The following is a 24,515-nucleotide window of genomic DNA, read 5'->3' as shown; positions in this document are numbered from 1 at the left end:
CGTCAGAAGAAGGTTTTTGCGGCGGCTTCGGCATAGCTGCCGATCGGCCCGCCGATCAGCACATAGAACAGCACGAAGGCGCCGCTGACGCCGAGCACGAGGCGCAGTTCGCTGGCCATCGGCACGAAACCGCCGACCGGCTCGTCGAACCACATGATCTTGATGATGCGCAGGTAATAGTAGGCGCCCACCACCGAGGCCAGCACGCCGATGATCGCCAGCGCGTAGAGATGCGCGTTGATGGCGGCAAGGAACACGTACCACTTCCCCCAAAAGCCGGCGAGCGGCGGAATGCCGGCCAGCGAGAACATCAGGATGGTGAGGATGGTGGCCATGATCGGGTTGGTCGAGGCAAGGCCGGCGAGATCGCCGATCTGCTCGACATTGCCTTCCTGGCGCCGCATGGCGAGGATGAAGGCGAAGGTGCCGAGCGTCATCACCAGATAGATAAGCATGTAGATGACGACGCCGCGCACCCCGGCTTGGCTGTTGGCGGCAAGGCCGACCAGCGCGTAGCCCATATGGCCGATCGAGGAATAGGCCATCAGGCGCTTGATGTTGGTCTGGCCGATCGCGGCGAAGGCACCCAGCGCCATCGAGGCGATCGAGATGAAGACGACGATCTGCTGCCAGTCGGCGGCGATCGGCTTGAAGGCACCCATGGTGACGCGCACGATCAGCGCCATCGCCGCCATCTTCGGCGCGGCGGCCAGGAAAGCGGTGATCGGCGTCGGCGCACCTTCATAGACGTCCGGCGTCCACATGTGGAACGGCACCGCCGAAATCTTGAAGGCGAGGCCGGCGAGCACGAAGACCAGGCCGAAGACGAGGCCGAGCTGCCGCTCACCGCCGCCCAGCGCGGTCGCGATCTCGTGGAAGCCGGTGTTGCCGGTGTAGCCGTAGACCAGCGAGATGCCGTAGAGCAGCATGCCCGAGGACAGCGCGCCGAGGACGAAATATTTGAGGCCTGCCTCGGTCGAACGGACATTGTCGCGATTGATCGCCGCCAGCACATAGATCGCCAGCGACTGCAGCTCGAGGCCGAGATAGAGCCCGATCATGCCGTTGGCCGAGATCATCAGCATCATGCCGAGCGTGCAGAGCACGATCAGCACCGGATATTCGAACTTGTCGAAATGCTCCTGCCTGGCGAAGCGCATCGACATGACGAGCGTCACCGCCGAGCCGATCAGCGCCAGCGTCTTCATGAAACGGCCGAAGGAATCCTGGACGAAGGCGCTGCCATAGGCGCCCCCCTGTCCCCCGGAGAAGGCCAGCCACAGGCCGGCGATCACCAGCACGGCGACCGCAAGGCCGGTCACCGTCATCGTATTGTTGGAGCGCGAATAGGCGCCCACCATCAGAAGCGCCAGCGCGCCGATGGCAAGGATAAGCTCCGGCGTGGAGAGCGAAAGGCTGGAGAGAAGGTCCGGCGTCATGGTATTTCCCCAGTCAGTTCGCCGCCGCGGTCTGCGCGGAATTGATGGATGCGGTGACGTTGGTGACGAGCGCCTTGACGGAAGCCGCCGTCGCGTCGAAGACCGGCGCCGGATAAACGCCATAGAAGACGACCAGTACCACGAGCGGATAGACGATCGCCTTCTCGCGCGTCGACAGATCCAAGAGGTTCTTCAGGCTTTCCTTGGTCAGCGCGCCGAAGATCACGCGGCGGTAGAGCCACAGCGCATAAGCTGCCGACAGGATGACGCCGGTGGCGGAGAAGAAGGCCACCCAGGTGTTGACCCGGAACACGCCGAGCATGGTCAGGAACTCGCCGATGAAGCCGCTGGTTCCCGGCAGGCCGACATTGGCCAGGGTGAAGATCATGAACACAGTGGCGTATTTCGGCATGTTGTTGACCAAGCCGCCATAGGCGTCGATCTCGCGCGTGTGCATGCGATCGTAGATGACGCCGACGCACAGGAACAGCGCGCCCGAGACAAGGCCGTGGCTGAGCATCTGGAAGATGGCGCCCTGCACGCCCTCCTGGTTCATGGCGAAGATGCCCATCGTGACGAAGCCCATATGGGCGACCGAGGAATAGGCGATCAGCTTCTTCATATCCTCCTGCATCAGCGCCACCAGCGAGGTGTAGATGATGGCGACGACGGAGAGCGTGAAGATCAGCGGCGCGAACATCTCCGACGCCTGCGGGAACATCGGCAGCGAGAAGCGCAGGAAGCCGTATCCGCCCATCTTCAACAGGATGGCAGCCAGGATGACCGAGCCAGCGGTCGGCGCCTCGACATGCGCGTCGGGCAGCCAGGTGTGCACCGGCCACATCGGCATCTTCACCGCGAAGGAGGCGAAGAAGGCGAGCCACAGCCAGGTCTGCATGTTGGCCGGGAAGTTATGCGTGAGCAGTGTGGTGATGTCGGTCGTGCCGGACTGGAAGAACATCGCCATGATGGCAAGCAGCATCAGCACCGAGCCGGCCAGTGTATAGAGGAAGAACTTGAACGAGGCATAGACGCGCCGCTTGCCGCCCCAGACGCCGATGATGATGAACATCGGGATCAGGCCGCCCTCGAAGAAAACGTAGAAGAGCACGATGTCGAGCGCGCAGAACACGCCGATCATAAGCGTCTCGAGGATCAGGAAGGCGATCATATAAGCCTTGACCCGCTTCTCGATCGCGTCCCACGAGGCCAGGATGCTGAGCGGCATCAGGAAGGTGGTCAGGATGACGAACAGCATCGAGATGCCATCGACGCCCATATGATAGGAAATGCCTGAATCCAGCCAGGCGTGCTTCTCGACGAACTGGAAGCCGGCCTGCGAATTGTCGAAGCCCTTCCAGATGAACAGCGAAACCACGAAGGTGAACGCGGTCGTGATGAAGGCGATCGAGCGGATGTTGCGGCGCGCGTTTTCGCTGTCGTCGCTGATCGGCAGAATGAGCAGAACACCAACCAGCGGCAGGAAGGTGACCAGCGAGAGGATTGGCCAGTCGGTCATCAGAGCATCATCCAGGTGACGAGAGCGGCCACGCCGATCAGCATGGCGAATGCATAGTGGTAGAGATAACCGGTCTGCAGCTTGACGACCCGGTTGGTGACGTCAACAACGCGCGCCGAGATGCCGTCGGGGCCGAGCCCGTCGATAACGGCGCCGTCGCCGGTCTTCCACAGGAACCTGCCGAGGCGCTTCGCCGGCCGCACGAACAGGAAGTCGTAGAGCTCGTCGAAGTACCACTTGTTGAGCAGGAAAGCATAGAGCAGGCGGTGATTGGCGGCGACGCTCCGGGGCAGTTCCGGCGAGCGGATGTAGAACTTCCAGGCGACCGCCAGGCCGATCAGCATGGCGATGAAGGGCGCCAGTTCCACCCACAGCGGCAGCTCGTGGATTTCGTGCAGGATCTGGTTGTCCGGCAGCGTGAACAGCGATGCCCTCCAGAATTCGGCATAGCCCTCGCCGATGAAGGCGCCGTGGAAGATGATGCCGGCAAACAGGGCGCCGGCGGCCAGCACATAGAGCGGCACCAGCATCACCGGCGGCGATTCATGCACGTGATGCATGACCTCGTGGCTGGCGCGCGGCTCGCCGTGGAAGGTCATGAAGATCAGCCGCCAAGAATAGAAGCTGGTGAAGCAGGCGGCGATCACGAGCAGCACGAAGGCGACGCCCGCGACCGCGTTGTGGCTGGCGAAGGACGTCGCGATGATGGCGTCCTTGGAGAAGAAGCCGGCGGTGCCGATCACCGTCGCCGGGATGCCGACGCCGGTCAGCGCCAGCGTGCCGATCACCATCATCCAGTAGGTCTTGGGGATGAGCGTTCGTAAGCCGCCCATCAGGCGCATGTCCTGCTCGTCGGAAACGGCGTGGATGACCGAACCCGAGCCGAGGAACAGCAGCGCCTTGAAGAAGGCATGGGTGAACAGGTGGAAGATCGCCGCGCCATAGGCGCCGACGCCGAGCGCCACGAACATGTAGCCGAGCTGCGAGCAGGTCGAATAGGCGATGACGCGCTTGATGTCGTTCTGCACCAGACCGACGGTCGCCGCGAAGAAAGCGGTGAAGGCGCCAATGAAGGTGACGACGGTCAGCGCCGAATGCGACAGCTCGAACAGCGGCGACAGCCTGGCCAGCATGAACACGCCGGCGGTCACCATGGTCGCGGCATGGATCAGCGCCGAGACCGGCGTCGGGCCTTCCATGGCGTCGGGCAGCCAGGTGTGCAGCGGCACCTGCGCCGACTTGCCCATGGCGCCCATGAAGAGCAGCAGGCAGACCACCGTCAGCGCCGTATGCTTGTCCAGCGCATGGCCGAGGAAGGTGAGCACGGCCGCCCCCTCCGGCGCGCCTTCGGCCGGAAGGAAGGAGGCTGCATTGGCAAAGACCGTGCCGAGATTGACCGAGCCGAACAGCACGAACACGCCGAAGATGCCGAGCGCGAAGCCGAAGTCGCCGACGCGGTTGACGACGAAGGCCTTGATCGCAGCGGCGTTGGCGGACGGCTTCTTGTACCAGAAGCCGATCAGCAGGTAGGAGGCGAGGCCGACGCCTTCCCAGCCGAAGTACATCTGCACCAGGTTGTCGGCCGTCACCAGCATGAGCATCGCGAAGGTGAACAGCGACAGATAGGCGAAGAAGCGCGGCCGGTCCGGATCGTGGTGCATGTAGCCGATCGAATAGATATGGACCAGCGCCGACACCGTGTTGACGACGACCAGCATCACGGCCGTGAGCGTGTCGATCCTGAGCGCCCAGGCGGCATCGAGCCCGCCGGCCTGGATCCAGCGCAGCACCGGCACGGTGAATACCTCGCCATGGCCGAAGCCGACGGTGAAGAAGGCGATCCACGACAGCACCCCCGAGATCACCAGGAAGCCGGAGGTTATGTATTCGGATGCCTTGGCGCCGAGCGAATTGCCGAACAGGCCGACAATCAGGAAGCCGAGCAGCGGAAGGAAGACGATGGCCTGGTACATGGTGGTTCCCGTCAACCCTTCATCTGGCTCACGTCTTCGACCGCGATCGAGCCGCGGTTGCGGAAGAAGACGACAAGAATGGCAAGACCGATCGCGGCCTCGGCCGCGGCCACCGTCAGCACGAACAGGGCGAACACCTGTCCGACGAGGTCATGCAGCGCAGCCGAGAAGGCGACGAAGTTGATGTTGACCGCAAGCAGGATCAGCTCGATCGACATCAGGATGACGATGATGTTGCGGCGATTGAGGAAGATGCCGAACACGCCGAGCGTGAACAGGATCGCCGATACGGTCAGATAATGCGCGATGCCGACGACCATCTCAGATACCCTCGCCCGACTTGACCTTGCGGATTTCCATGCCCGTCGCCGCCGTGCGGCCGACCTGGGCTGCGATCGACTGCCGCTTGACACCGGGCTTGTGGCGCAGCGTCAGCACGATGGCTCCGATCATGGCGACCAGAAGCACAAGGCCGGCGATCTGGAAGTAATAGAGGTAGTCCGTGTAGAGGATGTCGCCGAGCGCCGCCGTGTTGGAGCGCGTGGCGATATCCGGCGTCTGCTTCGCCACCGTCGAGGCAAGCTGCGGCGCGAAGCTGTAGCCGCCAAGCACGACGATCAGTTCCGCCGCCAGGATCAGTCCGACCAGCGCGCCGATCGGCGCATATTGCAGCGCGCCCTGCTTCATCTCCGCGAAGTCGACGTCGAGCATCATCACCACGAACAGGAACAGCACCATCACCGCGCCGACATAGACGACGAGCAGGATCAGGGCCAGGAACTCGGCGCCGGTGAGCAGGAACAGCCCGGCGGCGTTGAAGAAGGTGAGGATCAGGAACAGCACCGAATGCACGGGGTTGCGCGACGAAATGACCATGAAGGCCGACGCCACGGCGATAAAGGCGAAGAGGTAGAAAAAGACCGCCTCTAATCCACTCAGCATGGGTTCCCCCGGGTTCCTGTCGGATCGGACATTCGTCCTCTCCGTTATCTCTGGCTTCGTTCCGCCTCCGGCGCCGAAGCCGCGTGTTCCTAGCGCATGTTCCGTTCGGGTTCAAAGACCCCGATCGAAAGAATGCGCCGCTCTTTCATTCCTGAGGATGGCCCTGTCCAAAAAGTCTGCAACTTTTCGGGATCATCCTCTTTCATTCCGGAGGATGATCTTGTCCGAAAAGTCTGCAACTTTTCGGGATCATCCTCTGGACGAGGCGCGCTGCCCCGTCCATGTGTCAAATGTCAGCGATAGGGCGCGTCCAGCGCGATGTTTCGCGCCAGTTCCCGCTCCCAGCGATCGCCGTTCGCGAGCAGCTTTTCCTTGTTGTAGTAGAGCTCCTCGCGCGTCTCGGTCGCGAATTCGAAATTCGGCCCTTCGACAATGGCGTCGACCGGGCAGGCTTCCTGGCAGAAGCCGCAATAGATGCATTTCACCATGTCGATGTCGTAGCGCACGGTGCGCCGCGTGCCGTCGTTGCGGCGCGGGCCGGCCTCGATGGTGATCGCCTGCGCCGGGCAAATCGCCTCGCAAAGCTTGCAGGCGATGCAGCGTTCCTCGCCGTTGGGATAGCGGCGCAGCGCATGCTCGCCGCGGAAGCGCGGACTGGTCGGCCCCTTCTCATGCGGATAGTTGATCGTCTCCTTCGGCGCCAGGAACTGGCGCATCGACAGGAAGAAGGCGCTGACGAAATCCTTCAGCAGCAGGGCCTTTGCGGCTTGGGCAAGAGCGGACATCACGCAAATCCCGTGATCTTGAGGAAGGCGGCGGTGGCGACCACCATGAACAGCGAGATCGGCAGGAACACCTTCCAGCCCAGCCGCATCAGCTGGTCGTAGCGGTAGCGCGGCACGAACGCCTTCACCATCGAGAACATGAAGAACACCAGGCAGACCTTGAGCACGAACCAGATCAGTCCCGGTACCCAGGTGAAGGGCGCGAAGTTGAACGGTGGCAACCAGCCGCCGAGGAACAGGATGGTGGCCAACGCGCACATCAAGACGACGGCGACATACTCACCCAGGAAGAAGAGCAGGAACGGCGTCGACGAATATTCTACCATGTGGCCGGCAACGAGTTCCGATTCCGCCTCGACGAGGTCGAAAGGCGGCCGGTTCGTCTCGGCCAGCGCCGAGATGAAGAACACGATGAACATCGGGAACAGCGACAGCCAGTGCCAGTCGAGGAAGGTGTTGGGCAGGCCGAGCCGCGTGCCGAGGCCATCCTGCTGCGCCAGCACGATGTCGGAAAGGTTGAGCGAGCCGACGGTGAGCAACACGGTGACGATGACGAAGCCGATCGAGACCTCATAGGACACCATCTGCGCGGCCGAGCGCAGCGCGCCGAGGAACGGATATTTCGAGTTCGACGCCCAGCCGCCCATGATCACGCCATAGACCTCGAGCGAGGAGATGGCAAAGACATAGAGGATGCCGACATTGATGTTGGCGATAGCCCAACCCTGATTGACCGGAATGACGGCCCAGGCCGAGATCGCAAGCACCGCCGACACCAGCGGCGCCAGCAGGAAGACGCCCTTGTTGGCGCCGGACGGGATCACCGGTTCCTTGAGCACGAACTTCAAGAGGTCGGCAAAGGCCTGCAGCGTGCCCCATGGGCCGACGACGTTCGGGCCGCGGCGCAGCTGAACCGCCGCCCAGATCTTGCGATCGGCGTAGAGCACATAGGCGACGAAGATCAAAAGAACGACGATCAGCACCACCGATTTCAGAAGGATCAGCAGCGCCGGCAGCACGTAGAAGGAGAAGAAGGTGTCCATGCTTATTCCGCCGCCTGCTTGAAGCCGCTCTTGGCCAGCGCCGAGCATTCAGCCATCACGGCCGAGGCCCGCGCGATCGGGTTGGTCAGGTAGAAATCCTTCACCGACGAGGTGAAGGCGCCCTTGTTCAATCGCCCGCCGAGCTTCGCCGCCCTGGCCACGTCATCGGCGCTGCCGGCCAGAACCTGATCGACGCGAGCGAGATGCGGATGCTCGCCATAGAGCTTGGCGCGCAGTTGCGCCAGTGAATCGAACTGCAGCTTCTTGCCGAGCACATCCGACAGCGCCCGCAGGATCGCCCAGTCCTCGCGCGCCTCGCCGGGCGCGAAGCCGGCGCGGTTGGTCTGCTGCACGCGGCCTTCCGTGTTGACATAAGTGCCGGACTTTTCGGTGTAGGCCGCGGCCGGCAGAATGACGTTGGCGCGGTGCGCGCCGGCATCGCCATGCGTACCGATATAGACGACGAAGGCGCCGCCGGTCTTGGCCATGTCGATCTCGTCTGCGCCAAGCAGGAACAGAAGATCCGTCTCGCCAAGCATGCCGGCAACATTCTTGCCGCCTTCGCCCGGCACGAAGCCGACATCGAGGCCGCCGACTCTGGCCGCGGCATCATGCAGCACCGCAAAACCATTCCAATCCGCCGTAACCGCATTGACGGCGATCGCCAGCTTGGCCGCCTGGCCAAGCACGGCCGCGCCGTCCGAACGCGCCAGCGCACCCTGGCCGACGATGATCAGCGGATGCGTCGCCTTCTTCAGCACTTCGAAGAACTTGCCGTTGCCGTCGGCCAGATCCTTCAGGGATTCCGGGCCGGCACCGATGAGCTCGTAGTCATAGCGCGTGTCGCCGATCTCGCCGATGACGCCGATCGGCAGGTTGCCGACGCGCCAGCGCTTGCGGATTCGGGCGTTGAGCACCGAGGCCTCGAAGCGCGGATTGGCACCTATGATTAGCACCGCATCGGCCTGCTCGATGCCCTCGATGGTCGGGTTGAAGATGTAGCTGGCGCGGCCGAGCGACGGATCGAGCGCTGCGCCATCCTGGCGGCAATCGATGTTCTTCGAGCCGAGCGCGCCCATCAGAAGCTTGAGCGCGTAGATCTCCTCGACCGCGGCGAGGTCGCCGGCAATCGCCCCGATGCGCTCGGGCGCGGTCTTCGACACCTCGTCCTTGATCGCCGCGAAGGCCTCGGCCCAGCTTGCCGGAACGAGCTTGCCGTTCTTGCGCACGTAAGGGCGGTCGAGGCGCTGCGTGCGCAGGCCGTCCCAGATGAAGCGGGTCTTGTCGGAAATCCACTCCTCGTTCACCGCTTCGTTGACACGCGGCAGGATGCGCATCACTTCACGGCCCCGCGAGTCTACGCGGATCGCCGAACCGACGGCGTCCATGACGTCGATCGATTCCGTCTTGGTCAGTTCCCACGGCCGCGCCTGGAAGGCGAACGGCTTGGAGGTCAGCGCGCCGACCGGGCAGAGATCGATGACGTTGCCCTGCAGCTCCGACGTCATCGCCTGCTCGAGATAGGTGGTGATCTCGGCATCCTCGCCGCGGCCGATCAGGCCGAGCTCGGAAATGCCTGCGACCTCGGTGGTGAAGCGGACGCAGCGCGTGCAGTGGATGCAGCGGTTCATCACCGTCTTGACCAGCGGGCCGATATACTTGTCTTCGACCGCGCGCTTGTTCTCGTGATAGCGCGAGGAATCGACGCCGAAGGCCATCGCCTGGTCCTGCAGGTCGCATTCGCCGCCCTGGTCGCAGATCGGGCAATCGAGCGGATGGTTGATCAGCAGGAATTCCATCACGCCTTCGCGGGCCTTCTTGACCATCGGCGTGTTGGTGAAGATTTCCGGCGGCTCGCCATTCGGGCCGGGGCGCAGGTCGCGCACACCCATGGCGCAGGAAGCCTGCGGCTTGGGCGGGCCGCCCTTCACCTCGATCAGGCACATGCGGCAATTGCCGGCGATCGACAGCCGCTCATGGAAGCAGAAGCGCGGCACTTCCGCGCCGGCGTCCTCGGCCGCCTGCAGCAGCGTATAGTGGTCGGGTACCGTGATCTCTTTCCCGTCGACCTTAAGCTTTGCCATTCGCCTCAAACCCTCGCGGATTTCCCGCAATCTCGTTCCGGGCGCGACCGATGCCGCGCCCGGCATTTTCATCTTAATTCTTCGCGGCGAGCGCCGCCGCTTGGGCAGTCCAGTCGTCGCGGCCGATGCGGCCGGCGAGCGACAGGTAATCCTCCACCCAGGCGATCTCTTCCGATGTCCAGGCGGCGATCTGGTCGTAGGACCAGATGCCAAGACCGTTCAGAACCTTCTCGAGCTTCGGCCCGATGCCGGAAATCGCCTTCAGGTCGGACGGTTTCGCCGGCTTGTCGATCGCCTTGGGCTGCCTGAAATCTTCCGGCATCAGCCCGGTCGCGGCCGTTCCGGCAACCGTGTCGGCACCTGTGGCGTCGAGCGCCTTCTCGGTGGCGTTCGCCGCGATGTCGGTCACGTCCCTGGCGAAAGTCTGCGCCTCGGCGATCAGCGTCTCGGTCGCCTTGCGCGCCTTGGACGAATTGTTGGCGGCTTCCGTCCGCGCCTCGAGATCGTCGAGAAACGGCTGGAACATGCGCTGCGAGGCCTCGACGGCGCCGGAGAGCGCGCCCATCCAGACACCCAAGGCATGGTTGGCAAGACCGATGCCCACCGCCGACATCGCAGCCACGCCCGCGACAGGATGCGCCATAAGATTGACGGCGCTGGCCATCTCCTTCGGCATCATCTTGGTCAGGTCCTGGTTCATCTTCTCGAGTTGGTCCCAATAAGGCATCAGCGGGTAGGCTATCGAATACGGCGCCATAGACATCTCCTGGTCGTTTCTTCGTACGCCCCGCCCCTGCTTTTTCGTCCCGGGCAATGCCCGTATTTCCAAATCCTATTCCGCGGCCACCATCACCGGCTCGACCCGGTGCGCGTTGCGCGAAAACTCGTCGATGCGGCGTTCCACCTCGCCGCGGAAGTGCCGCATCAGGCCCTGGATCGGCCAGGCCGCCGCGTCACCCAGCGCGCAGATCGTGTGACCCTCGACCTGCTTGGTGACGTCGAGCAGCATGTCGATCTCGCGCTTCTGCGCCTCGCCGCGTACCAGCCGCTCCATCACCCGCCACATCCAGCCGGTGCCTTCGCGGCACGGCGTGCACTGGCCGCAGCTCTCGTGCTTGTAGAAGTAGGAAAGCCTGGCGATTGCCTTCACGACATCGGTCGACTTATCCATGACGATGACGGCCGCGGTGCCGAGGCCGGATTTGAGATCGCGCAGCGCATCGAAATCCATCGGTGCGTCCATGATCTGCGCCGCCGGCACCAGCGGCACCGAGGCGCCGCCCGGGATGACGGCGAGCAGATTGTCCCAGCCGCCGCGAATGCCGCCGCAATGCGTCTCGATCAGCTCGCGGAACGGGATCGACATCGCCTCTTCGACGGTGCACGGATTGTTGACGTGGCCGGAGACGCAGAACAGCTTGGTTCCGGCATTGTTCGGCCGGCCGAAGGAGGAGAACCAGGCGGCACCGCGGCGCAGGATGGTCGGCGCCACGGCGATCGATTCGACGTTGTTGACCGTGGTCGGACAGCCATAGAGGCCGACATTGGCCGGGAACGGCGGCTTCAGCCGCGGCTGGCCCTTCTTGCCTTCGAGGCTTTCGAGCAGCGCCGTCTCCTCGCCGCAGATATAGGCGCCGGCGCCATGGTGCATATAGACGTCGAAGTTGTAGCCGGACGTGTTGTTCTTGCCGATGAGCTTGGCCGCATAGGCCTCGTCAATGGCCCGCTGCAGCGCCTCGCGCTCGCGGATGAACTCGCCGCGCACATAGATGTAGGCCGCGACCGCGCCCATGGCGAAGCCAGCGACCAGCGCGCCCTCGACCAGCGTGTGCGGATCGTTGCGCAAGATGTCGCGGTCCTTGCAGGTGCCAGGCTCCGATTCGTCGGCATTGATGACCAGATAGGCCGGCCGGCCGTCACTCTGCTTGGGCATGAACGACCATTTCAGGCCGGTCGGGAAGCCGGCGCCGCCGCGGCCGCGCAGGCCGCTCGCCTTCATCTCGTTGACGATCCAGTCGCGCCCCTTGGCGATGAGGCCGGGCGTGTCGTCCCAGATACCGCGCGCCTGCGCTCCGGCCAGCGACTTGTCGAAGAGGCCGTAGATGTTGGTGAAGATGCGGTCTTTGTCCTGAAGCATTGTTCGTCCCTCAGACCGGCTTCTTGCCGAAGACGCGGATGTATTCGGCGACGCCGCCCTTGGCGAGCGCCTTGGCCTGCTTCACCCAGTCGTCGCGCTCGATGCGGCCACGGAAATTGAGATAGCCATCGACCCATTCGCGCTCGGCCTTCTTCCACGCGGCGACCTGGGCAAAGGTGTAGATGCCTATCGAATGCAAGGTGGTCTCGATCTTCGGCCCGACGCCGGAGATCAGCTTGAGATCGTCGACCGCTGTCGGGCGCTCGATGCCGGCCGGACGGTTCTTGTCATCGAGCGACGGCTTCGCCGTCTTGGCCGCTGGCTGCTTGGTTTCGGGCGACTTGAAGGCGGAAGCCGGCTCGGCCTTGGCCATCGGTCCGCTGCGCGGCTTCGAAACCCCCTCGACTTCCGGCGAAGCCTGGTTGGCGTTGGCGGCCGAATGCCGCGGCGCCCTGACGCTGGCCGCCTTCTCGGTGGCCGGCGAGACTTTGACCGGCGACGGCGTCTTCAGCGCCGGACTGGTTTCTGGCGCATCCGTCTTCGGCTTGCTGGTTTTCGAAGGCCCGATCGGGGCCGATGGCGCCGGCGCGGCAGGTGCCTGCGATACAGCGGCGGCTGATGCGGAGGCCGGAGCCGCGGCGGCTTCCCTGGCCGCCTTCGACGCCGCCCTGGCTTCCTTATCGCGCGTGGACTTGAGGATCGCCTTCTCGCTCTTCAGCGTCGTAAGACCCGAAGCTGGCTCCGAGCCGGTGCGGCCATTCTGCGGCCCGGGCTTTACCGTGGCACCCTTGCCGGCTTCATAGAGATCGATGATCTCGGCCAGCCGCTCTGGTGTCAGGTCCTCGAAAGTGTCCTTGAAGATCATCACCATCGGCGCGTTGACGCAGGCGCCGAGGCATTCGACCTCCTCCCACGACAGCGTGCCCTTCTCGTTGGTGTGGAACTGGTCTTGATGGATCTTCGAGCGGCAGACATCCATCAGCGCTTCCGAACCGCGCAGCATGCAGGGCGTGGTGCCGCAGACCTGGATATGAGCGCGGGTGCCGACCGGATTGAGCTGGTATTGCGTGTAGAAGGTCGCGACCTCCAGGCCGCGGATGCGCGGCATGCCGAGCATGTCGGAGATCGCCTCGATCGCCGCCTTCGTCACCCAGCCTTCCTGTTCCTGCGCCAGCATCAGCAACGGGATGATGGCCGACTGCTCGCGTCCCTTCGGATATTTCTTGATCCACTGCTTGGCTGCCGCCGCATTCGCCTTGTTGAAGGCGAAGGAGGCTGGCTGGACGCTGGCATCTGCGAGACGGCGGACTGACATTTAGCGATCGACCTCACCAAACACGATGTCGAGGGAGCCAAGCACGGCGGTGACGTCGGCCAGCATGTGGCCGCGGCACAGGAAATCCATGGCCTGCAAATGCGCGAAACCGGGCGCGCGCAGCTTGCAGCGATAGGGCTTGTTAGTGCCGTCGGAGACGAGATAGACGCCGAACTCGCCCTTGGGCGCTTCCACGGCCGCATAGACCTCGCCGGCCGGCACACGATAGCCCTCGGTATAGAGTTTGAAGTGATGGATGAGCGCTTCCATGGAGCGCTTCATTGCCGCGCGCTTCGGCGGCACCACCTTGCCGTCGAGGTTCGATACCGGGCCAGTGCTTTCCTTGCCGAGCAACAGATCGACGCACTGACGCATGATCTTCGCCGACTGGCGCATCTCTTCCATGCGCACGAGATAGCGGTCGTAGCAGTCGCCGTTCTTGCCGATCGGGATGTCGAAATCCATCTCGGAATAGCATTCATAGGGCTGCGCCTTGCGCAGGTCCCAGGCAGCGCCCGAGCCGCGCACCATCACGCCCGAAAAGCCCCAGGCCCAGGCGTCGGCCAGCGACACCGTGCCGATGTCGACATTGCGCTGCTTGAAGATGCGGTTGGGCGTGAGCAGCGCGTCGAGGTCGTCGATCGACTTCAGGAACGGGTCGATCCACTTGCCGATGTCCTCGATCAGCTTCTGCGGCAGATCCTGGTGCACGCCGCCAGGCCGGAAATAGGCCGCATGCATGCGCGAGCCGGAGGCGCGCTCATAAAATACCATCAGCTTTTCGCGCTCGACGAAGCCCCACAGCGGCGGGGTCAGCGCGCCGACGTCCATCGCCTGCGTCGTCACATTGAGGATGTGCGACATGATGCGGCCGATCTCGGAATAGAGCACCCGGATCAGCTGGCCGCGCTTCGGCACCTCGATGCCGAGCAGCCGCTCGGCGGCCAAAGCAAAGGCGTGCTCCTGGTTCATCGGCGCGCAATAGTCGAGCCGGTCGAGATAGGGCACGGCCTGCAGATAGGTCTTGGCCTCGATCAGCTTCTCGGTGCCGCGATGGAGCAGGCCGATATGCGGATCGACGCGGTCGACCACCTCGCCGTCGAGCTCAAGCACCAACCTCAAAACGCCATGCGCTGCAGGGTGTTGAGGCCCAAAGTTAATGTTGAAATTGCGGACGGAGGTCTCAGCCATTCTGGCGCCTCAATTCGTCTTGGCTTTTTCGTCCCCCGGTAGGACGTAGTCCGTCCCTTCCCAAGGAGAAAGAAAATCGAAATTGCGGAATTCCTGCTTGAGCTCGACCGGCTCGTAGATCACCCGCTTGGCCTCGTCGTCGTAGCGCACTTCGACGAAGCCGGTCAGCGGGAAATCCTTACGCAGCGGATGCCCGTCAAAACCGTAGTCGGTGAGGATACGGCGCAGATCCGGATGGCCGGAGAAGAGCACGCCATAGAGATCGTAGGTTTCGCGCTCGTACCAGTCGGCACCGGGATAGACGGCGGTCAGCGACGGCACCAGCGTCTCCTCGTCAGCCTGAACCTTGAGCCGGATGCGCCCATTCTGCTTCGGCGACAGAAGGTGATACACGACATCGAAGCGCTTGGCCCGCGACGGATAGTCCGCGCCGCAGACGTCGATGATCGAGATGAACTGGCAGCGCGGATCGTCGCGCAGGAAGGTCGCCACCTCGATCAGGTTGCCGGGCTCGATCGAAACCGTCAGCTCGCCATAGGCAAGCACCGTTTCGCCGATGCGGCCGGCCAGCTTCTCGCCGAGATAGGTGGAGAGTTCGTTCAACGCCAGGGCCATTGGTTCACCGTTCGATCGTGCCGGTGCGGCGGATCTTCTTCTGCAACAGAAGAATGCCGTAGAGCAGCGCTTCCGCGCTCGGCGGGCAGCCGGGTACATAGATGTCGACCGGTACGATGCGGTCGCAGCCGCGCACCACCGAATAGGAATAATGGTAGTAGCCGCCGCCATTGGCACAAGAGCCCATCGAGATGACGTAGCGCGGCTCCGGCATCTGGTCGTAGACCTTGCGCAGCGCCGGCGCCATCTTGTTGGTCAGCGTGCCGGCGACGATCATGATGTCGGACTGGCGCGGAGACGCCCGCGGCGCGACGCCGAAGCGCTCGCTGTCGTAGCGCGGCATCGAGGTGTGGATCATCTCGACCGCGCAGCAGGCGAGACCGAAAGTCATGAACATCAGCGAGCCGCTGCGCGCCCAGGTGATCAGCGCTTCAGTCGAGGTGACGAGGAAACCCTTGTCTGCCAGCTCATTGTTGATTTCGAGGAAGAAGGGATCGTCCTCCCCCACCGGCCTGCCGGTGTTGGGGTCGATGATGCCCTTGGGCTTCGGCGCGACGAGGGTGCCTGAACTGTCGTTCAATCCCATTCCAGCGCTCCTTTTTTCCATTCATAGGCAAAGCCGACGGTCAGCACCGCCAGGAACACCATCATTGACCAGAAGCCGAGCATGCCGACCTTGGAGAAGGACACCGCCCACGGAAACAGGAAGGCGACCTCAAGATCGAAGATGATGAACAGGATCGACACCAGATAGAAGCGGATGTCGAATTTCATGCGGGCGTCGTCGAACGAGTTGAACCCGCATTCATAGGCGGAAAGCTTTTCCGGGTCGGGGCTGCGGTAGGCCACCAGGAACGGCGCTATGATCAGCGCCAGACCGACGACCATCGCCACTGCGATGAAGAGGACGATGGGCAGATACGAACTTAGGAGTGCGCTCATGCGGCGGCTTTCCGTTGGCGGCCAATTCACTTTGATTACAGCAACGGACTCTAATGCGGAAGCGTGACAGATTAACCGCTGAACCGTTTTAGGTGGCCTATGCTGCGACGCGGCGAGGGTTAGCGCAGCGGTTTCAGCGACGCAAGTCAAACCTTGTTCAAAATCCGGCCCTGGGCGCCATATCCGAAGAAACTGGTCCGATCCGCTCCTGTTTGATTTCCTTCGTTTTTTACTCCACTTTTCTCTCCTGACATATCTCCCGCCATTTGCCTGCTAGCATGACATGAATCGCCCGCTGGAAATGCCGGCAAAGGATCAGGGGTAACGGGATAGCCTGATGAAGGAAACGATTTCGCTCGCCATGGCCAGGCGCATCGCGCTCGGTGCGCAGGGCTTCACCGACCCTCGCCCGGCCGGCGAGCCCAACCGCCGGCACCTCGCCCGCGTGCTCTCCCGGACCGGCCTGCTCCAGATCGATTCTGTCAGCGCGGTGGTGCGCGCCCATTACATGCCGCTCTATTCGCGTCTCGGCCCTTACCCGCTGGCGCTGCTCGACAATGCCGCACGCACCCGCAAGCGCGCCGTCTTCGAATATTGGGCGCATGAAGCCTCTTTCCTGCCGGTTGAGACCTATCCGCTGATGCGCTGGCGCATGCAGCGCGCCGAACGCGGCGAGGAGATGTATCTCGGCCTCGCCAAGTGGGGCCGCGAGCGCAAGGAGATGATCGACGAGATTTATAAAGAGGTAGCCGAACGCGGACCGATCGCCGCCTCCGACATCGAAGGCCACAAGGGCAACGGCGGCTGGTGGGGGTGGAGCGAGGCCAAGCATGCCTTCGAATGGCTGTTCTGGGCCGGGCGCATCACCACCGCCTACCGGCGCGGCTTCGAGCGCTATTACGATCTGCCGGAGCGTGTTCTGCCACAGTCTGTGCTGGATCTGCCCGTGCCCTCCGTCGAGGACGCGCACCGCGAATTGCTGCGCATGTCCGCGCGCGCCCATGGCATCGCCACGTATGGCGACCTGCGCGACTATTTCCGCCTGGCGCCGGGCGACACCAAAGACCGCATCGAGGAACTGGTCGAGGCGGGCGAGCTGCTGCCGGTGCGCGTCGAAGGTTGGGATAAGACCGCCTATCTCCACAAGGATGCCCGCTTTCCGCGCCGGATCGCGGCGCGTGCCCTGCTTGCTCCTTTCGATCCCGTCGTCTTCGAGCGCACTCGGACGGAAAAGCTGTTCGGCTTCCGCTACCGCATCGAGATCTATACGCCGGCCGAAAAGCGCCAGTATGGCTATTACGTGCTGCCCTTCCTCCTTGGCGACCGGATCGTCGCCCGTGTCGATCTGAGAGCCGACCGCCCTGCAAGTGTTCTCCGTGTCCACGCCGCCTATGCTGAGGCCGGAGCGCCGCCGGAGACGGCCGCGCAGCTCGTCGAGGAACTGAAGCAGATGCAGGGCTGGCTTGGATTGGAGCGCATCGAAGTCGCGCCGGCCGGCGACCTCGGCCCGGCGCTGGCCGACATTTCGGTGTCGTAGCCGCGCGTTGACAGCCGGATAGCTCTAAGCCTAAATCCGCCACAGACGGTCTTCTCCCGGCAAAGGGAGGAGCCAAGAGGGAATGCGGTGCGGGCAAAAAGCCCAAATCCGCGGCTGTCCCCGCAACTGTGAGCGATGAGCCTCAGCCGAAAGCCACTGGGATATTCCCGGGAAGGCGGCGCCAAGGCGATGACCCGCGAGCCAGGAGACCTGCCGTCTGAGACTTTAAGTATCCGATCGTCCGGCGGGTTTTCCGGGCAAGGAGCCTGGTTTTGGATCGCAACGACAGTCTTCCGGCTAATATCGCGGACATTCCATCCGAGCCCGGCTACGCGTTGGCGGAAGTAACCGTCATCGTCTGCTCCTCTTGCCGCGACGAAACCGGCTCGGACGCGCATCCGCGCGCAGGCACACTCCTTGCCGCGGACGCACGCCGCGCCGCTTCGGGCCAGGAGATCCGCATCCGCACCGTCGAATGCCTCGGCAACTGCAAGCGCCGCCTGAGCGCCGCACTGCTTCGCGACGGCTGCTGGAGCTACGTCTTCGGCGACTTGGACACGACCAGCGGCCCAGATCTCGTCGCCGGCGCAAAACTCTTTGCTACCTCGACCGACGGCCTCATTCCCTGGCGTGGCCGGCCAGATTCCCTCAAGCGTGGCCTGGTTGCCCGCGTCCCTCCCCTCGACATGCTGAAAGACTGACCATGAACGCCCCAGATTCGTCCGGCAACTTCTCCCGTGTTCCCTGCACCGTCGTCACCGGCTTTCTCGGCGCCGGCAAGACGACGCTGATCCGCAACCTGCTCGAAAATTCCAAGGGCAAGCGGCTGGCGATCATCGTAAACGAGTTCGGCGATGTCGGCATCGACGGCGAGATCCTGAAAGGCTGCGGCATCGACACCTGCCCGGAGGAAAACATCGTCGAGCTCGCCAATGGCTGCATCTGCTGCACCGTCGCCGACGATTTCGTGCCGGCGCTCGATCAGATCCTGTCGCGCACGCCGAAGGTCGACCACATCCTGATCGAGACCTCCGGCCTCGCTTTGCCGAAGCCGCTCGTCCAGGCTTTCCAGTGGCCGACAGTGAAGAGCCGCGTGACGGTCGATGGCGTCATCGCCGTGGTCGATGGCCCGGCACTGGCCGACGGCCGCGTCGCCTCCGATATGGACGCCCTGCAGGCGCAGCGCGCCGCGGACGATTCGCTCGACCATGACGATCCGGTCGAGGAGGTGTTCGAGGACCAGATCGCCTGCGCCGACCTGATCATCCTGTCGAAGAGCGACCTGATGGATGCGGCGGGCTCGGCCCGTGCCAATGCCGTCATCGGCGAGCATGTAGCGCGCGCCGTGAAGGTCGTGCCGACCACGCACGGCAAGGTCGATCCGTCGGTGCTGCTCGGCCTCGGCCTCGCCGTCGAGGACGATATCGAGAACCGCAAGACGCATCACGACGACGAGCTCGACCACGAGCATGACGATTTTGACTCCTTCGTTATCGATATCCCATCGATTTCGCATCCGGACGAGCTGGCAAAGCGCGTCGCCCTTGCCGCCGAGCAGGAAAACGTGCTGCGCGTCAAAGGCTTCGTCGAGGTCGGGGACAAGCCTATGCGGCTGCTGCTCCAGGCCGTCGGCCCGCGCGTCAACCACTATTACGACCGCGCCTGGACGGCTGAGGACGACCGCCGCTCGCGGCTCGTCGTCATCGGGCTCAAGGGGCTGAACCGCCCGGCGGTCGAGCGTATCCTTGCCGGCTGAGGCCAACGCGAAAAGCGATGCATATCCTCACCACGACATCCTCCTCGCTCGACGATCTCGCCGAGCCGATCGATCTCAGGCAGACGCCTGCGGATGTCGTGGCGCTGTCCTTCACCGACAGCGATCTCGCCGGACTGGCCGCAGCCTGGAAGACTGACGCCGAACGGCTGCCGTCGATGCGGCTGGCCGCGTTGCGCGATCTGCGCCATCCGATGTCGGTCGATCTCTGGATCGACAGCGTCGCCCGCCATGCCAAAGTCGTTCTCGTCCGCATCCTCGGCGGCTACGACTGGTGGCGCTACGGCTGCGACCAGCTTGCGGCGGTCGCGCGCGAGCGCGGCATCAAGCTGGCGCTGCTGCCGGGCGAAAGCCATAACGAGGACCAGCGACTGATCGAAGGCTCGACCCTGCCGCGCGCCGAGCTCGACGCCCTGCTCGGCTATTTCCGCGAAGGCGGCCCGGCCAATATGAGCGCGCTGGTGAAGAGGTTGGCGCGGCTGGCGGGGTCGGACGCGGCGGTGACCGAGCCGGTTGAAGTGCCGAAGGCGGGGTACTATCAAGCTGGACTGGGCGTCGTGGAGAGGCCGGACCTTTCAAACGTCGGCGTTCCTTCGCACCCCCCTCTGTCCTGCCGGACATCTCCCCCGCAAGGGGGGAGATCAGCCGTCACCGGCTCCGTCGCCTTTTCTGAAAAATCGACGACAAAACCTCCTGCGACGTCTGTGATTGGCGAAAGCATCAATGACAACTCAATCTCCCCCCTTGCGGGGGAGATGGCCGGCAGGCCAGAGGGGGGTGTGAAGGAACTCGGCGCCGACAATCTCGGCTCCCCTATCATCCCGATCCTGTTCTACCGTTCGATGCTGCTCGCGGCAGATATTGCGCCAATCGACGCACTCGTTGACGCACTACGCTCGCAGGGCATGGAGCCAGTGCCGATCTTCGTTTCCAGCCTTAAGGATCCGGCGTCCTTGGCCTTTGTCGAAACCGCCCTCGCATCGCTGAACCCTGCCGCCGTCATCACCGCCACCGCCTTTGCCTCCGGCGCCGAGCCTGGCTCGGAAACCCTGTTCGACCGCGCCGGCGTGCCGGTCTTCCAGGTCATCGTCGCCACGACGAGGCGCGAGGTCTGGGAGAAGAACCAGCGCGGCCTGGCGCCCGCCGACCTTGCCATGCATGTCGTTCTGCCCGAACTCGACGGCCGCATCCTCGCCGGCGCGATTTCCTTCAAGGGCGAGGTTGAAACCGACCCCGCGCTGGCCTTCCGCGCCTTCGCCAACCGGCCGGAGGCTGACCGTGTCGCACAGGTCGCCAAGCGCATCGCGGCGTCCATTCGCCTGCAGCAGACGGCGCGAGCCGAGCGCAAGCTGGCGATCCTGATCCCCGACTATCCGAGCGCGCCAGGGCGTACAGGCTATGCCGTTGGGCTTGATGTGCCGTCGAGCGTGCTCGCCATGCTGCATGACCTGAAAGAACAGGGCTATGCGGTTGAAGAGATTCCGCAATCGCCGCGTGAATTGCTGAACGCGTTGGAGGTTGCTGAGCACGAGTTGAGCCTGGACGACTACCTCTCCTTCGCAACTGGATTGCCGACGGCGGCTATCGATGCTGTAGATGCGGCATGGGGTAAGGCGGAAGACGGGACAGGGCTGCGCGAGGCACCCCCCTCTGTCCTCCCGGACATCTCCCCCGCAAGGGGGGAGATTAGCAGCTCGAGCGCTCCGCTCGCCCTTGCAACGGTGGAGGTTGGCGAAAGCAGAAATGAGAGCACAATCTCCCCCCTTGTGGGGGAGATGTCCGGCAGGACAGAGGGGGGTGTTCAAGCGGCGACCTTGACAACTTTCCCCTTCCGCGCCGCCACCTTCGGCAACGTCACCGTCGCCTTGGCCCCCGATCGCGGCCGCTCGGCCGACCGCCGCGCCGACTACCATGACCCGACCCTGCCGCCCCGCCACGAGTTGATCGCCTTCGGCCTCTGGCTGCGGAAATCGCTCGGCGTGGATGCCATCGTCCATGTCGGCGCCCACGGCACGCTCGAATGGCTGCCGGGCAAGACGGTCGCGCTTTCCGACACCTGCTTTCCCGAGATCGTCACCGGCTCGTTGCCGGTCATCTATCCTTTCATCGTCTCCAATCCCGGCGAGGCCGCGCAGGCCAAGCGCCGCATTTCGGCCGTCACGCTCGGTCATCTGCCGCCGCCACTGACCGGCGCCGGGCTCGACGAGGCGCAACAGAGGCTCGAGCGGCTGGTCGACGAATATGCGCAGGCCGATGGGCTCGACCGCCGCCGCCGCGATCGCCTGGCCAAGCTGATCGTCGAGACCGCACAGAAGTCCGGACTTGCAGCGGAAGCCGGCGTTGCCGGCACCGATGCGCCGGACGAGGCGCTGCGCCGCATCGACGCCTGGCTCTGCGACCTCAAGGATTTCGCGGTGAAGGACGGGCTGCATGTCTACGGCCGCGCGCCGGAAGACGAAGCCGATCCGCTGCGGAAGAAAAGCGCGGAGGCCGAAAAGGCTGCCCTGCTTGCCGCGCTCGACGGCCGCCACGTCAAGGCCGGGCCGGCCGGCGCGCCGGCGCGCGGCCGTTCCGACGTGCTGCCCACCGGCCGTAACCTCTTCACCTCCGACCCGCGCACCATGCCAACACCAACCGCCTATGATCTCGGCCAGGTAGCGGCGGAAGAAGTCGTGCGCAGCTATATGCAGAGCCATGGCGACTGGCCGCGCTCGCTGGTCATCGACCTTTGGGGCTCGGCCTCGCTGCGCACCGGCGGCGAAGAGATCGCGCAAGGCTTGGCGCTGATGGGCTGCCGACCGCAGTGGGATGCCGCGACGGGGCGCGTCACCGGCATCGAGGTGCTGCCGCCGGCAGCGCTCGGCCGCCCGCGCGTCGACGTTACCTGGCGCATTTCCGGCCTGTTCCGCGACATGTTCCCGACCCAGATCGCGCTGATCGACGCCGCCGCCAGCGCGGTTGCCAGCCGTGACGAGGATGATACCGAAAATCCCCTCGCCGCCGCGACCCGCGCCGCGGGCAAGGTCGGTCCGCGCATTTTCGGCACCTCGCCCGGCACCTATGGAGCCGGCGTCGAGGATCTGCTGTCGCGCGGCGAATGGGGCGTGCGCGAGGAGATCGGCCGCGCCTATCTCGAGGCCACCTCGCACGCCTATGGCGGCGCCGACGGCGAAGCGATTTCCGCCCCCGGCGCCTTCGAGGATCGCATCGCCGAAGCCGATCTCCTCGTTCACACCGGCGACGATCCCGGCCGTGACATCCTCGAAGGCTCGGCGGATGTCGCCTTTATAGGCGGATTTTCGGCGGCGCTTGCCGCGCTCGGCAGGAATGCCGATGTCATCGTGCTCGACACGACCGATCCGAAGAAGCCGAAGCCGCGTTCGGTCGGCGAGGCCGTAGCCAGAGTGGTGCGAGCGCGCGCCGTCAACCCGCGCTTCATCGCTGGCCAGATGCGCCACGGTCCACGCGGCGCCTCTGAATTCGCCGAGACGGTCGACCGTCTCATCGGCTTCGCCGAGACCACGCATGCCATTTCGGGCTCGCTGATCGAAGCCGTGCACAACGCCTATCTCGGAGACGCGGAAGTCCGCGCCTTCCTGCTGCGCGAGAACCCGGCCGCTGCGAAGGTCATCGCCGAGCGGTTCTTGTCGGCGCGGCGGCGCGGGCTTTGGCATCCGCTTCGCAACTCCATCGACGACGATCTCACCGCCTTGATCGCCGAGGCGCAAGGAGTGGCGGCATGAACGCATTTTCCCGACGCGGCGCCTGCCCTGCCCTCAGTGCGCCGATGCAGACCGGCGATGGGCTTCTGGTGCGGCTCAATCCAGTCGCTGGAGGACTTTCGCCCAAGTCGCTGATCGGACTCTGCGAATCCGCCCTGCGCCACGGCAACGGCATCATGGAAGTGACCGCCCGCGGCAGCCTGCAGATCCGCGGCCTGACGGCGGAAAGCGCGCGGCTGCTGGCGGCGGAGGTGGATGCACTTGGCATTGCGGTGCGCACGGGCGTGCCTGTCGAGATCGGACCGTTGGCGGGCATCGATCCGCGCGAGATCGCCGACCCGCGCCCGCTGGCCGAGCGGGTCAGGGCGGCGATCGAGGAGGCTGGGCTGACGCCGCGACTGGGGCCGAAGGTGTCGGTGGTTGTCGACGGCGGCGGGCAGTTGGGCATGGATGCGCTGACGGCCGATGTGAGGCTGAAGGCGGTGCGGGCCACAGCGGGCGTCCACTGGAGCGTGTCGGTTGCCGGCGATGAGCGCAGTGCAAAGCCGCTCGCGGTGGTCGAAGAAGATGCTGCCCAGGACATCACTGTTGCAGCACTCCGGATGGTTGCTGAAAAAGGCCGTGAGGTCCATACGCGGCATTTGTCGGAGAGACAGCTCAACTCGCTCGCAAGCTGGCACTCCGTCCCACCCCCCTCTGTCCTGCCGGACATCTCCCCCGCAAGGGGGGAGATCGGCAGTTCCGCCGACGGCTCCTTTCTTGCGTCGCTGGCGATTAGCGAAGGCCGAAATGAGGGAGCAATCTCCCCCCTTGCGGGGGAGATGTCCGGCAGGACAGAGGGGGGTGCGCAGGAACGCCGGCCTGCGAGAAATCCCATTGGCACCTTCGGTCTCGCGGACAACCACGCTCTCGGCATCGGCCTGCCCTTCGGCAGCATGCCGGCGCAGAATCTTATCAACCTTGCCAAACAGGCCGCGAACCTCGGCTCGTCCGAAATCCGCCCCGCGCCCGGCCGCGCCCTGCTTTTCCTCGGCCTCTCCTCTTCCGCGTGCCCGACGCTCCAAGCCGCTGCATCCGCCCTCGGCTTGGTCACCGACCCAGCCGACCCACGCACCCGCATCGCCGCCTGCCCGGGTGCGCCGGCCTGCGCTTCTGGCCGCATCGCCACCCGCGCCATCGCGGAGGCGATCGCAAAGGAAAGCGCCGACCTGTTCGATACCTCGCTCACCCTGCACATCTCCGGCTGCGCCAAGGGCTGCGCCCATCCTGGGCGGGCGGCGCTGACCCTGGTCGGCGACGAAAAAGGAGCCGGACTTGTCGTGGACGGGACGGCAAAGGCCCTTCCTGCCGGATACAGGCCGGGCTATGACGCCGCGCGCGGGGTCGCCAGTATTGCGGCGGCGATCGCCAACGCACGCCATCCCGGCGAGACTGCCGCCGCCTGCTTGGCAAGGCTGGGCGCGGCCGACATCGCTGAACTCTATCGACGGAACTGAA

The 24,515-nt window shown here is 64.4% G+C and carries 20 protein-coding genes and 1 riboswitch; of the genes, 5 read left to right on the top strand and 15 right to left on the bottom strand.

The features are described from left to right. Positions 1–2: 2 nt before the first annotated feature. The 15 genes from nuoN to RFN28_RS23125 form a co-directional block, all read right to left on the bottom strand. On the bottom strand, positions 3–1,439 hold the full coding sequence (gene nuoN, locus RFN28_RS23195) for an NADH-quinone oxidoreductase subunit NuoN (RefSeq protein ID WP_320289548.1): 1,437 nt from the start codon (positions 1,437–1,439) through the stop codon (positions 3–5). 13 nt (positions 1,440–1,452) lie between these two features. Next, positions 1,453–2,958 carry an NADH-quinone oxidoreductase subunit M gene (locus tag RFN28_RS23190; RefSeq protein ID WP_320289547.1) on the bottom strand — a complete coding sequence of 502 codons (1,506 nt, stop codon included), beginning with the start codon at positions 2,956–2,958 and terminating at the stop codon, positions 1,453–1,455. Next, entirely contained in the window at positions 2,958–4,931 is a 1,974-nt protein-coding gene (gene nuoL / locus RFN28_RS23185; protein ID WP_320289546.1) for an NADH-quinone oxidoreductase subunit L, read from the bottom strand. The genes RFN28_RS23190 and nuoL overlap by 1 nt, the downstream gene beginning before the upstream one ends. A gap of 11 nt (positions 4,932–4,942) precedes the next feature. Then, a complete protein-coding gene (gene nuoK, locus RFN28_RS23180) occupies positions 4,943–5,251 on the bottom strand; it encodes an NADH-quinone oxidoreductase subunit NuoK (RefSeq protein WP_040969939.1) in 309 nt (102 codons plus the stop codon). Position 5,252: 1 nt separating this feature from the next. After that, on the bottom strand, positions 5,253–5,873 hold the full coding sequence (locus RFN28_RS23175; protein ID WP_320289545.1) for an NADH-quinone oxidoreductase subunit J: 621 nt from the start codon (positions 5,871–5,873) through the stop codon (positions 5,253–5,255). A gap of 293 nt (positions 5,874–6,166) precedes the next feature. Then, complete coding sequence (gene nuoI, locus RFN28_RS23170; RefSeq protein ID WP_320289544.1) at positions 6,167–6,658, bottom strand: NADH-quinone oxidoreductase subunit NuoI; 492 nt, start codon at positions 6,656–6,658, stop codon at positions 6,167–6,169. Further along, positions 6,658–7,701, bottom strand: a complete 1,044-nt coding sequence (gene nuoH / locus RFN28_RS23165) for an NADH-quinone oxidoreductase subunit NuoH (protein WP_320289543.1) — start codon at positions 7,699–7,701, stop codon at positions 6,658–6,660. Before nuoH ends, nuoI begins: the two co-directional genes overlap by 1 nt. 2 nt (positions 7,702–7,703) lie before the next feature. Next, entirely contained in the window at positions 7,704–9,785 is a 2,082-nt protein-coding gene (gene nuoG, locus RFN28_RS23160) for an NADH-quinone oxidoreductase subunit NuoG (protein ID WP_320289542.1), read from the bottom strand. A 73-nt stretch (positions 9,786–9,858) separates the two neighbouring features. After that, complete coding sequence (locus RFN28_RS23155; RefSeq protein ID WP_320289541.1) at positions 9,859–10,542, bottom strand: helix-hairpin-helix domain-containing protein; 684 nt, start codon at positions 10,540–10,542, stop codon at positions 9,859–9,861. A gap of 75 nt (positions 10,543–10,617) precedes the next feature. Continuing rightward, positions 10,618–11,922: an NADH-quinone oxidoreductase subunit NuoF gene (gene nuoF / locus RFN28_RS23150; RefSeq protein WP_320289540.1), complete on the bottom strand. Its 1,305-nt coding sequence runs from the start codon at positions 11,920–11,922 to the stop codon at positions 10,618–10,620. Positions 11,923–11,932: 10 nt separating this feature from the next. After that, complete coding sequence (locus RFN28_RS23145; protein ID WP_320289539.1) at positions 11,933–13,237, bottom strand: NADH-quinone oxidoreductase subunit E; 1,305 nt, start codon at positions 13,235–13,237, stop codon at positions 11,933–11,935. Next, positions 13,238–14,428, bottom strand: a complete 1,191-nt coding sequence (locus RFN28_RS23140; protein ID WP_320289538.1) for an NADH-quinone oxidoreductase subunit D — start codon at positions 14,426–14,428, stop codon at positions 13,238–13,240. A gap of 9 nt (positions 14,429–14,437) precedes the next feature. Further along, positions 14,438–15,043: an NADH-quinone oxidoreductase subunit C gene (locus RFN28_RS23135; protein WP_320289537.1), complete on the bottom strand. Its 606-nt coding sequence runs from the start codon at positions 15,041–15,043 to the stop codon at positions 14,438–14,440. Positions 15,044–15,047: 4 nt separating this feature from the next. Next, complete coding sequence (locus RFN28_RS23130; RefSeq protein WP_013531090.1) at positions 15,048–15,629, bottom strand: NuoB/complex I 20 kDa subunit family protein; 582 nt, start codon at positions 15,627–15,629, stop codon at positions 15,048–15,050. Then, positions 15,620–15,985, bottom strand: coding sequence for an NADH-quinone oxidoreductase subunit A (locus RFN28_RS23125; RefSeq protein ID WP_320289536.1), 366 nt, complete (start codon positions 15,983–15,985; stop codon positions 15,620–15,622). The genes RFN28_RS23130 and RFN28_RS23125 overlap by 10 nt, the downstream gene beginning before the upstream one ends. A 337-nt stretch (positions 15,986–16,322) precedes the next feature. On the opposite strand from RFN28_RS23125, the gene RFN28_RS23120 reads away from it, so the two are divergent. The 5 genes from RFN28_RS23120 to cobG all read left to right on the top strand — a co-directional run bounded on the left by RFN28_RS23120 (position 16,323) and on the right by cobG (position 24,514). Beyond that, a complete protein-coding gene (locus RFN28_RS23120; RefSeq protein ID WP_320289535.1) occupies positions 16,323–17,522 on the top strand; it encodes a winged helix-turn-helix domain-containing protein in 1,200 nt (399 codons plus the stop codon). Positions 17,523–17,551: 29 nt separating this feature from the next. Beyond that, positions 17,552–17,754: riboswitch (cobalamin riboswitch) on the top strand. A gap of 40 nt (positions 17,755–17,794) precedes the next feature. Beyond that, entirely contained in the window at positions 17,795–18,223 is a 429-nt protein-coding gene (locus RFN28_RS23115) for a DUF1636 family protein (RefSeq protein WP_320289534.1), read from the top strand. A gap of 2 nt (positions 18,224–18,225) precedes the next feature. After that, positions 18,226–19,278, top strand: coding sequence for a cobalamin biosynthesis protein CobW (cobW, locus tag RFN28_RS23110; protein WP_320289533.1), 1,053 nt, complete (start codon positions 18,226–18,228; stop codon positions 19,276–19,278). Positions 19,279–19,295: 17 nt separating this feature from the next. Then, positions 19,296–23,039 carry a cobaltochelatase subunit CobN gene (gene cobN / locus RFN28_RS23105; protein WP_320289532.1) on the top strand — a complete coding sequence of 1,248 codons (3,744 nt, stop codon included), beginning with the start codon at positions 19,296–19,298 and terminating at the stop codon, positions 23,037–23,039. Beyond that, on the top strand, positions 23,036–24,514 hold the full coding sequence (cobG, locus tag RFN28_RS23100) for a precorrin-3B synthase (protein ID WP_320289531.1): 1,479 nt from the start codon (positions 23,036–23,038) through the stop codon (positions 24,512–24,514). The genes cobN and cobG overlap by 4 nt, the downstream gene beginning before the upstream one ends. The last annotated feature ends 1 nt before the right edge of the window (position 24,515 follow it).

The organism is Mesorhizobium album, assembly GCF_033977205.1.
Taxonomy (GTDB): Bacteria; Pseudomonadota; Alphaproteobacteria; order Rhizobiales; family Rhizobiaceae; genus Mesorhizobium; species Mesorhizobium album.
The sequence above is the reverse complement of the archived record's forward strand: the minus strand, read 5'-3'. Positions and strand labels throughout refer to the sequence as shown.

Excerpts from the sequence above, each read along its gene's own strand:
- nuoN (WP_320289548.1), bottom strand. The coding sequence starts at position 1,439 with ATGACGCCGGACCTTCTCTCCAGCCTTTCGCTCTCCACGCCGGAGCTT.
- RFN28_RS23130 (WP_013531090.1), bottom strand. The coding sequence starts at position 15,629 with ATGGGATTGAACGACAGTTCAGGCACCCTCGTCGCGCCGAAGCCCAAG.
- nuoK (WP_040969939.1), bottom strand. The coding sequence starts at position 5,251 with ATGGTCGTCGGCATCGCGCATTATCTGACCGTATCGGCGATCCTGTTC.
- RFN28_RS23145 (WP_320289539.1), bottom strand. The coding sequence starts at position 13,237 with ATGTCAGTCCGCCGTCTCGCAGATGCCAGCGTCCAGCCAGCCTCCTTC.
- cobG (WP_320289531.1), top strand. The coding sequence starts at position 23,036 with ATGAACGCATTTTCCCGACGCGGCGCCTGCCCTGCCCTCAGTGCGCCG.
- RFN28_RS23125 (WP_320289536.1), bottom strand. The coding sequence starts at position 15,985 with ATGAGCGCACTCCTAAGTTCGTATCTGCCCATCGTCCTCTTCATCGCA.
- RFN28_RS23155 (WP_320289541.1), bottom strand. The coding sequence starts at position 10,542 with ATGGCGCCGTATTCGATAGCCTACCCGCTGATGCCTTATTGGGACCAA.
- RFN28_RS23190 (WP_320289547.1), bottom strand. The coding sequence starts at position 2,958 with ATGACCGACTGGCCAATCCTCTCGCTGGTCACCTTCCTGCCGCTGGTT.
- RFN28_RS23135 (WP_320289537.1), bottom strand. The coding sequence starts at position 15,043 with ATGGCCCTGGCGTTGAACGAACTCTCCACCTATCTCGGCGAGAAGCTG.
- nuoH (WP_320289543.1), bottom strand. The coding sequence starts at position 7,701 with ATGGACACCTTCTTCTCCTTCTACGTGCTGCCGGCGCTGCTGATCCTT.
- nuoF (WP_320289540.1), bottom strand. The coding sequence starts at position 11,922 with ATGCTTCAGGACAAAGACCGCATCTTCACCAACATCTACGGCCTCTTC.
- cobN (WP_320289532.1), top strand. The coding sequence starts at position 19,296 with ATGCATATCCTCACCACGACATCCTCCTCGCTCGACGATCTCGCCGAG.
- RFN28_RS23120 (WP_320289535.1), top strand. The coding sequence starts at position 16,323 with ATGAAGGAAACGATTTCGCTCGCCATGGCCAGGCGCATCGCGCTCGGT.
- nuoI (WP_320289544.1), bottom strand. The coding sequence starts at position 6,658 with ATGTCCGCTCTTGCCCAAGCCGCAAAGGCCCTGCTGCTGAAGGATTTC.
- RFN28_RS23175 (WP_320289545.1), bottom strand. The coding sequence starts at position 5,873 with ATGCTGAGTGGATTAGAGGCGGTCTTTTTCTACCTCTTCGCCTTTATC.
- cobW (WP_320289533.1), top strand. The coding sequence starts at position 18,226 with ATGAACGCCCCAGATTCGTCCGGCAACTTCTCCCGTGTTCCCTGCACC.
- nuoG (WP_320289542.1), bottom strand. The coding sequence starts at position 9,785 with ATGGCAAAGCTTAAGGTCGACGGGAAAGAGATCACGGTACCCGACCAC.
- RFN28_RS23140 (WP_320289538.1), bottom strand. The coding sequence starts at position 14,428 with ATGGCTGAGACCTCCGTCCGCAATTTCAACATTAACTTTGGGCCTCAA.
- nuoL (WP_320289546.1), bottom strand. The coding sequence starts at position 4,931 with ATGTACCAGGCCATCGTCTTCCTTCCGCTGCTCGGCTTCCTGATTGTC.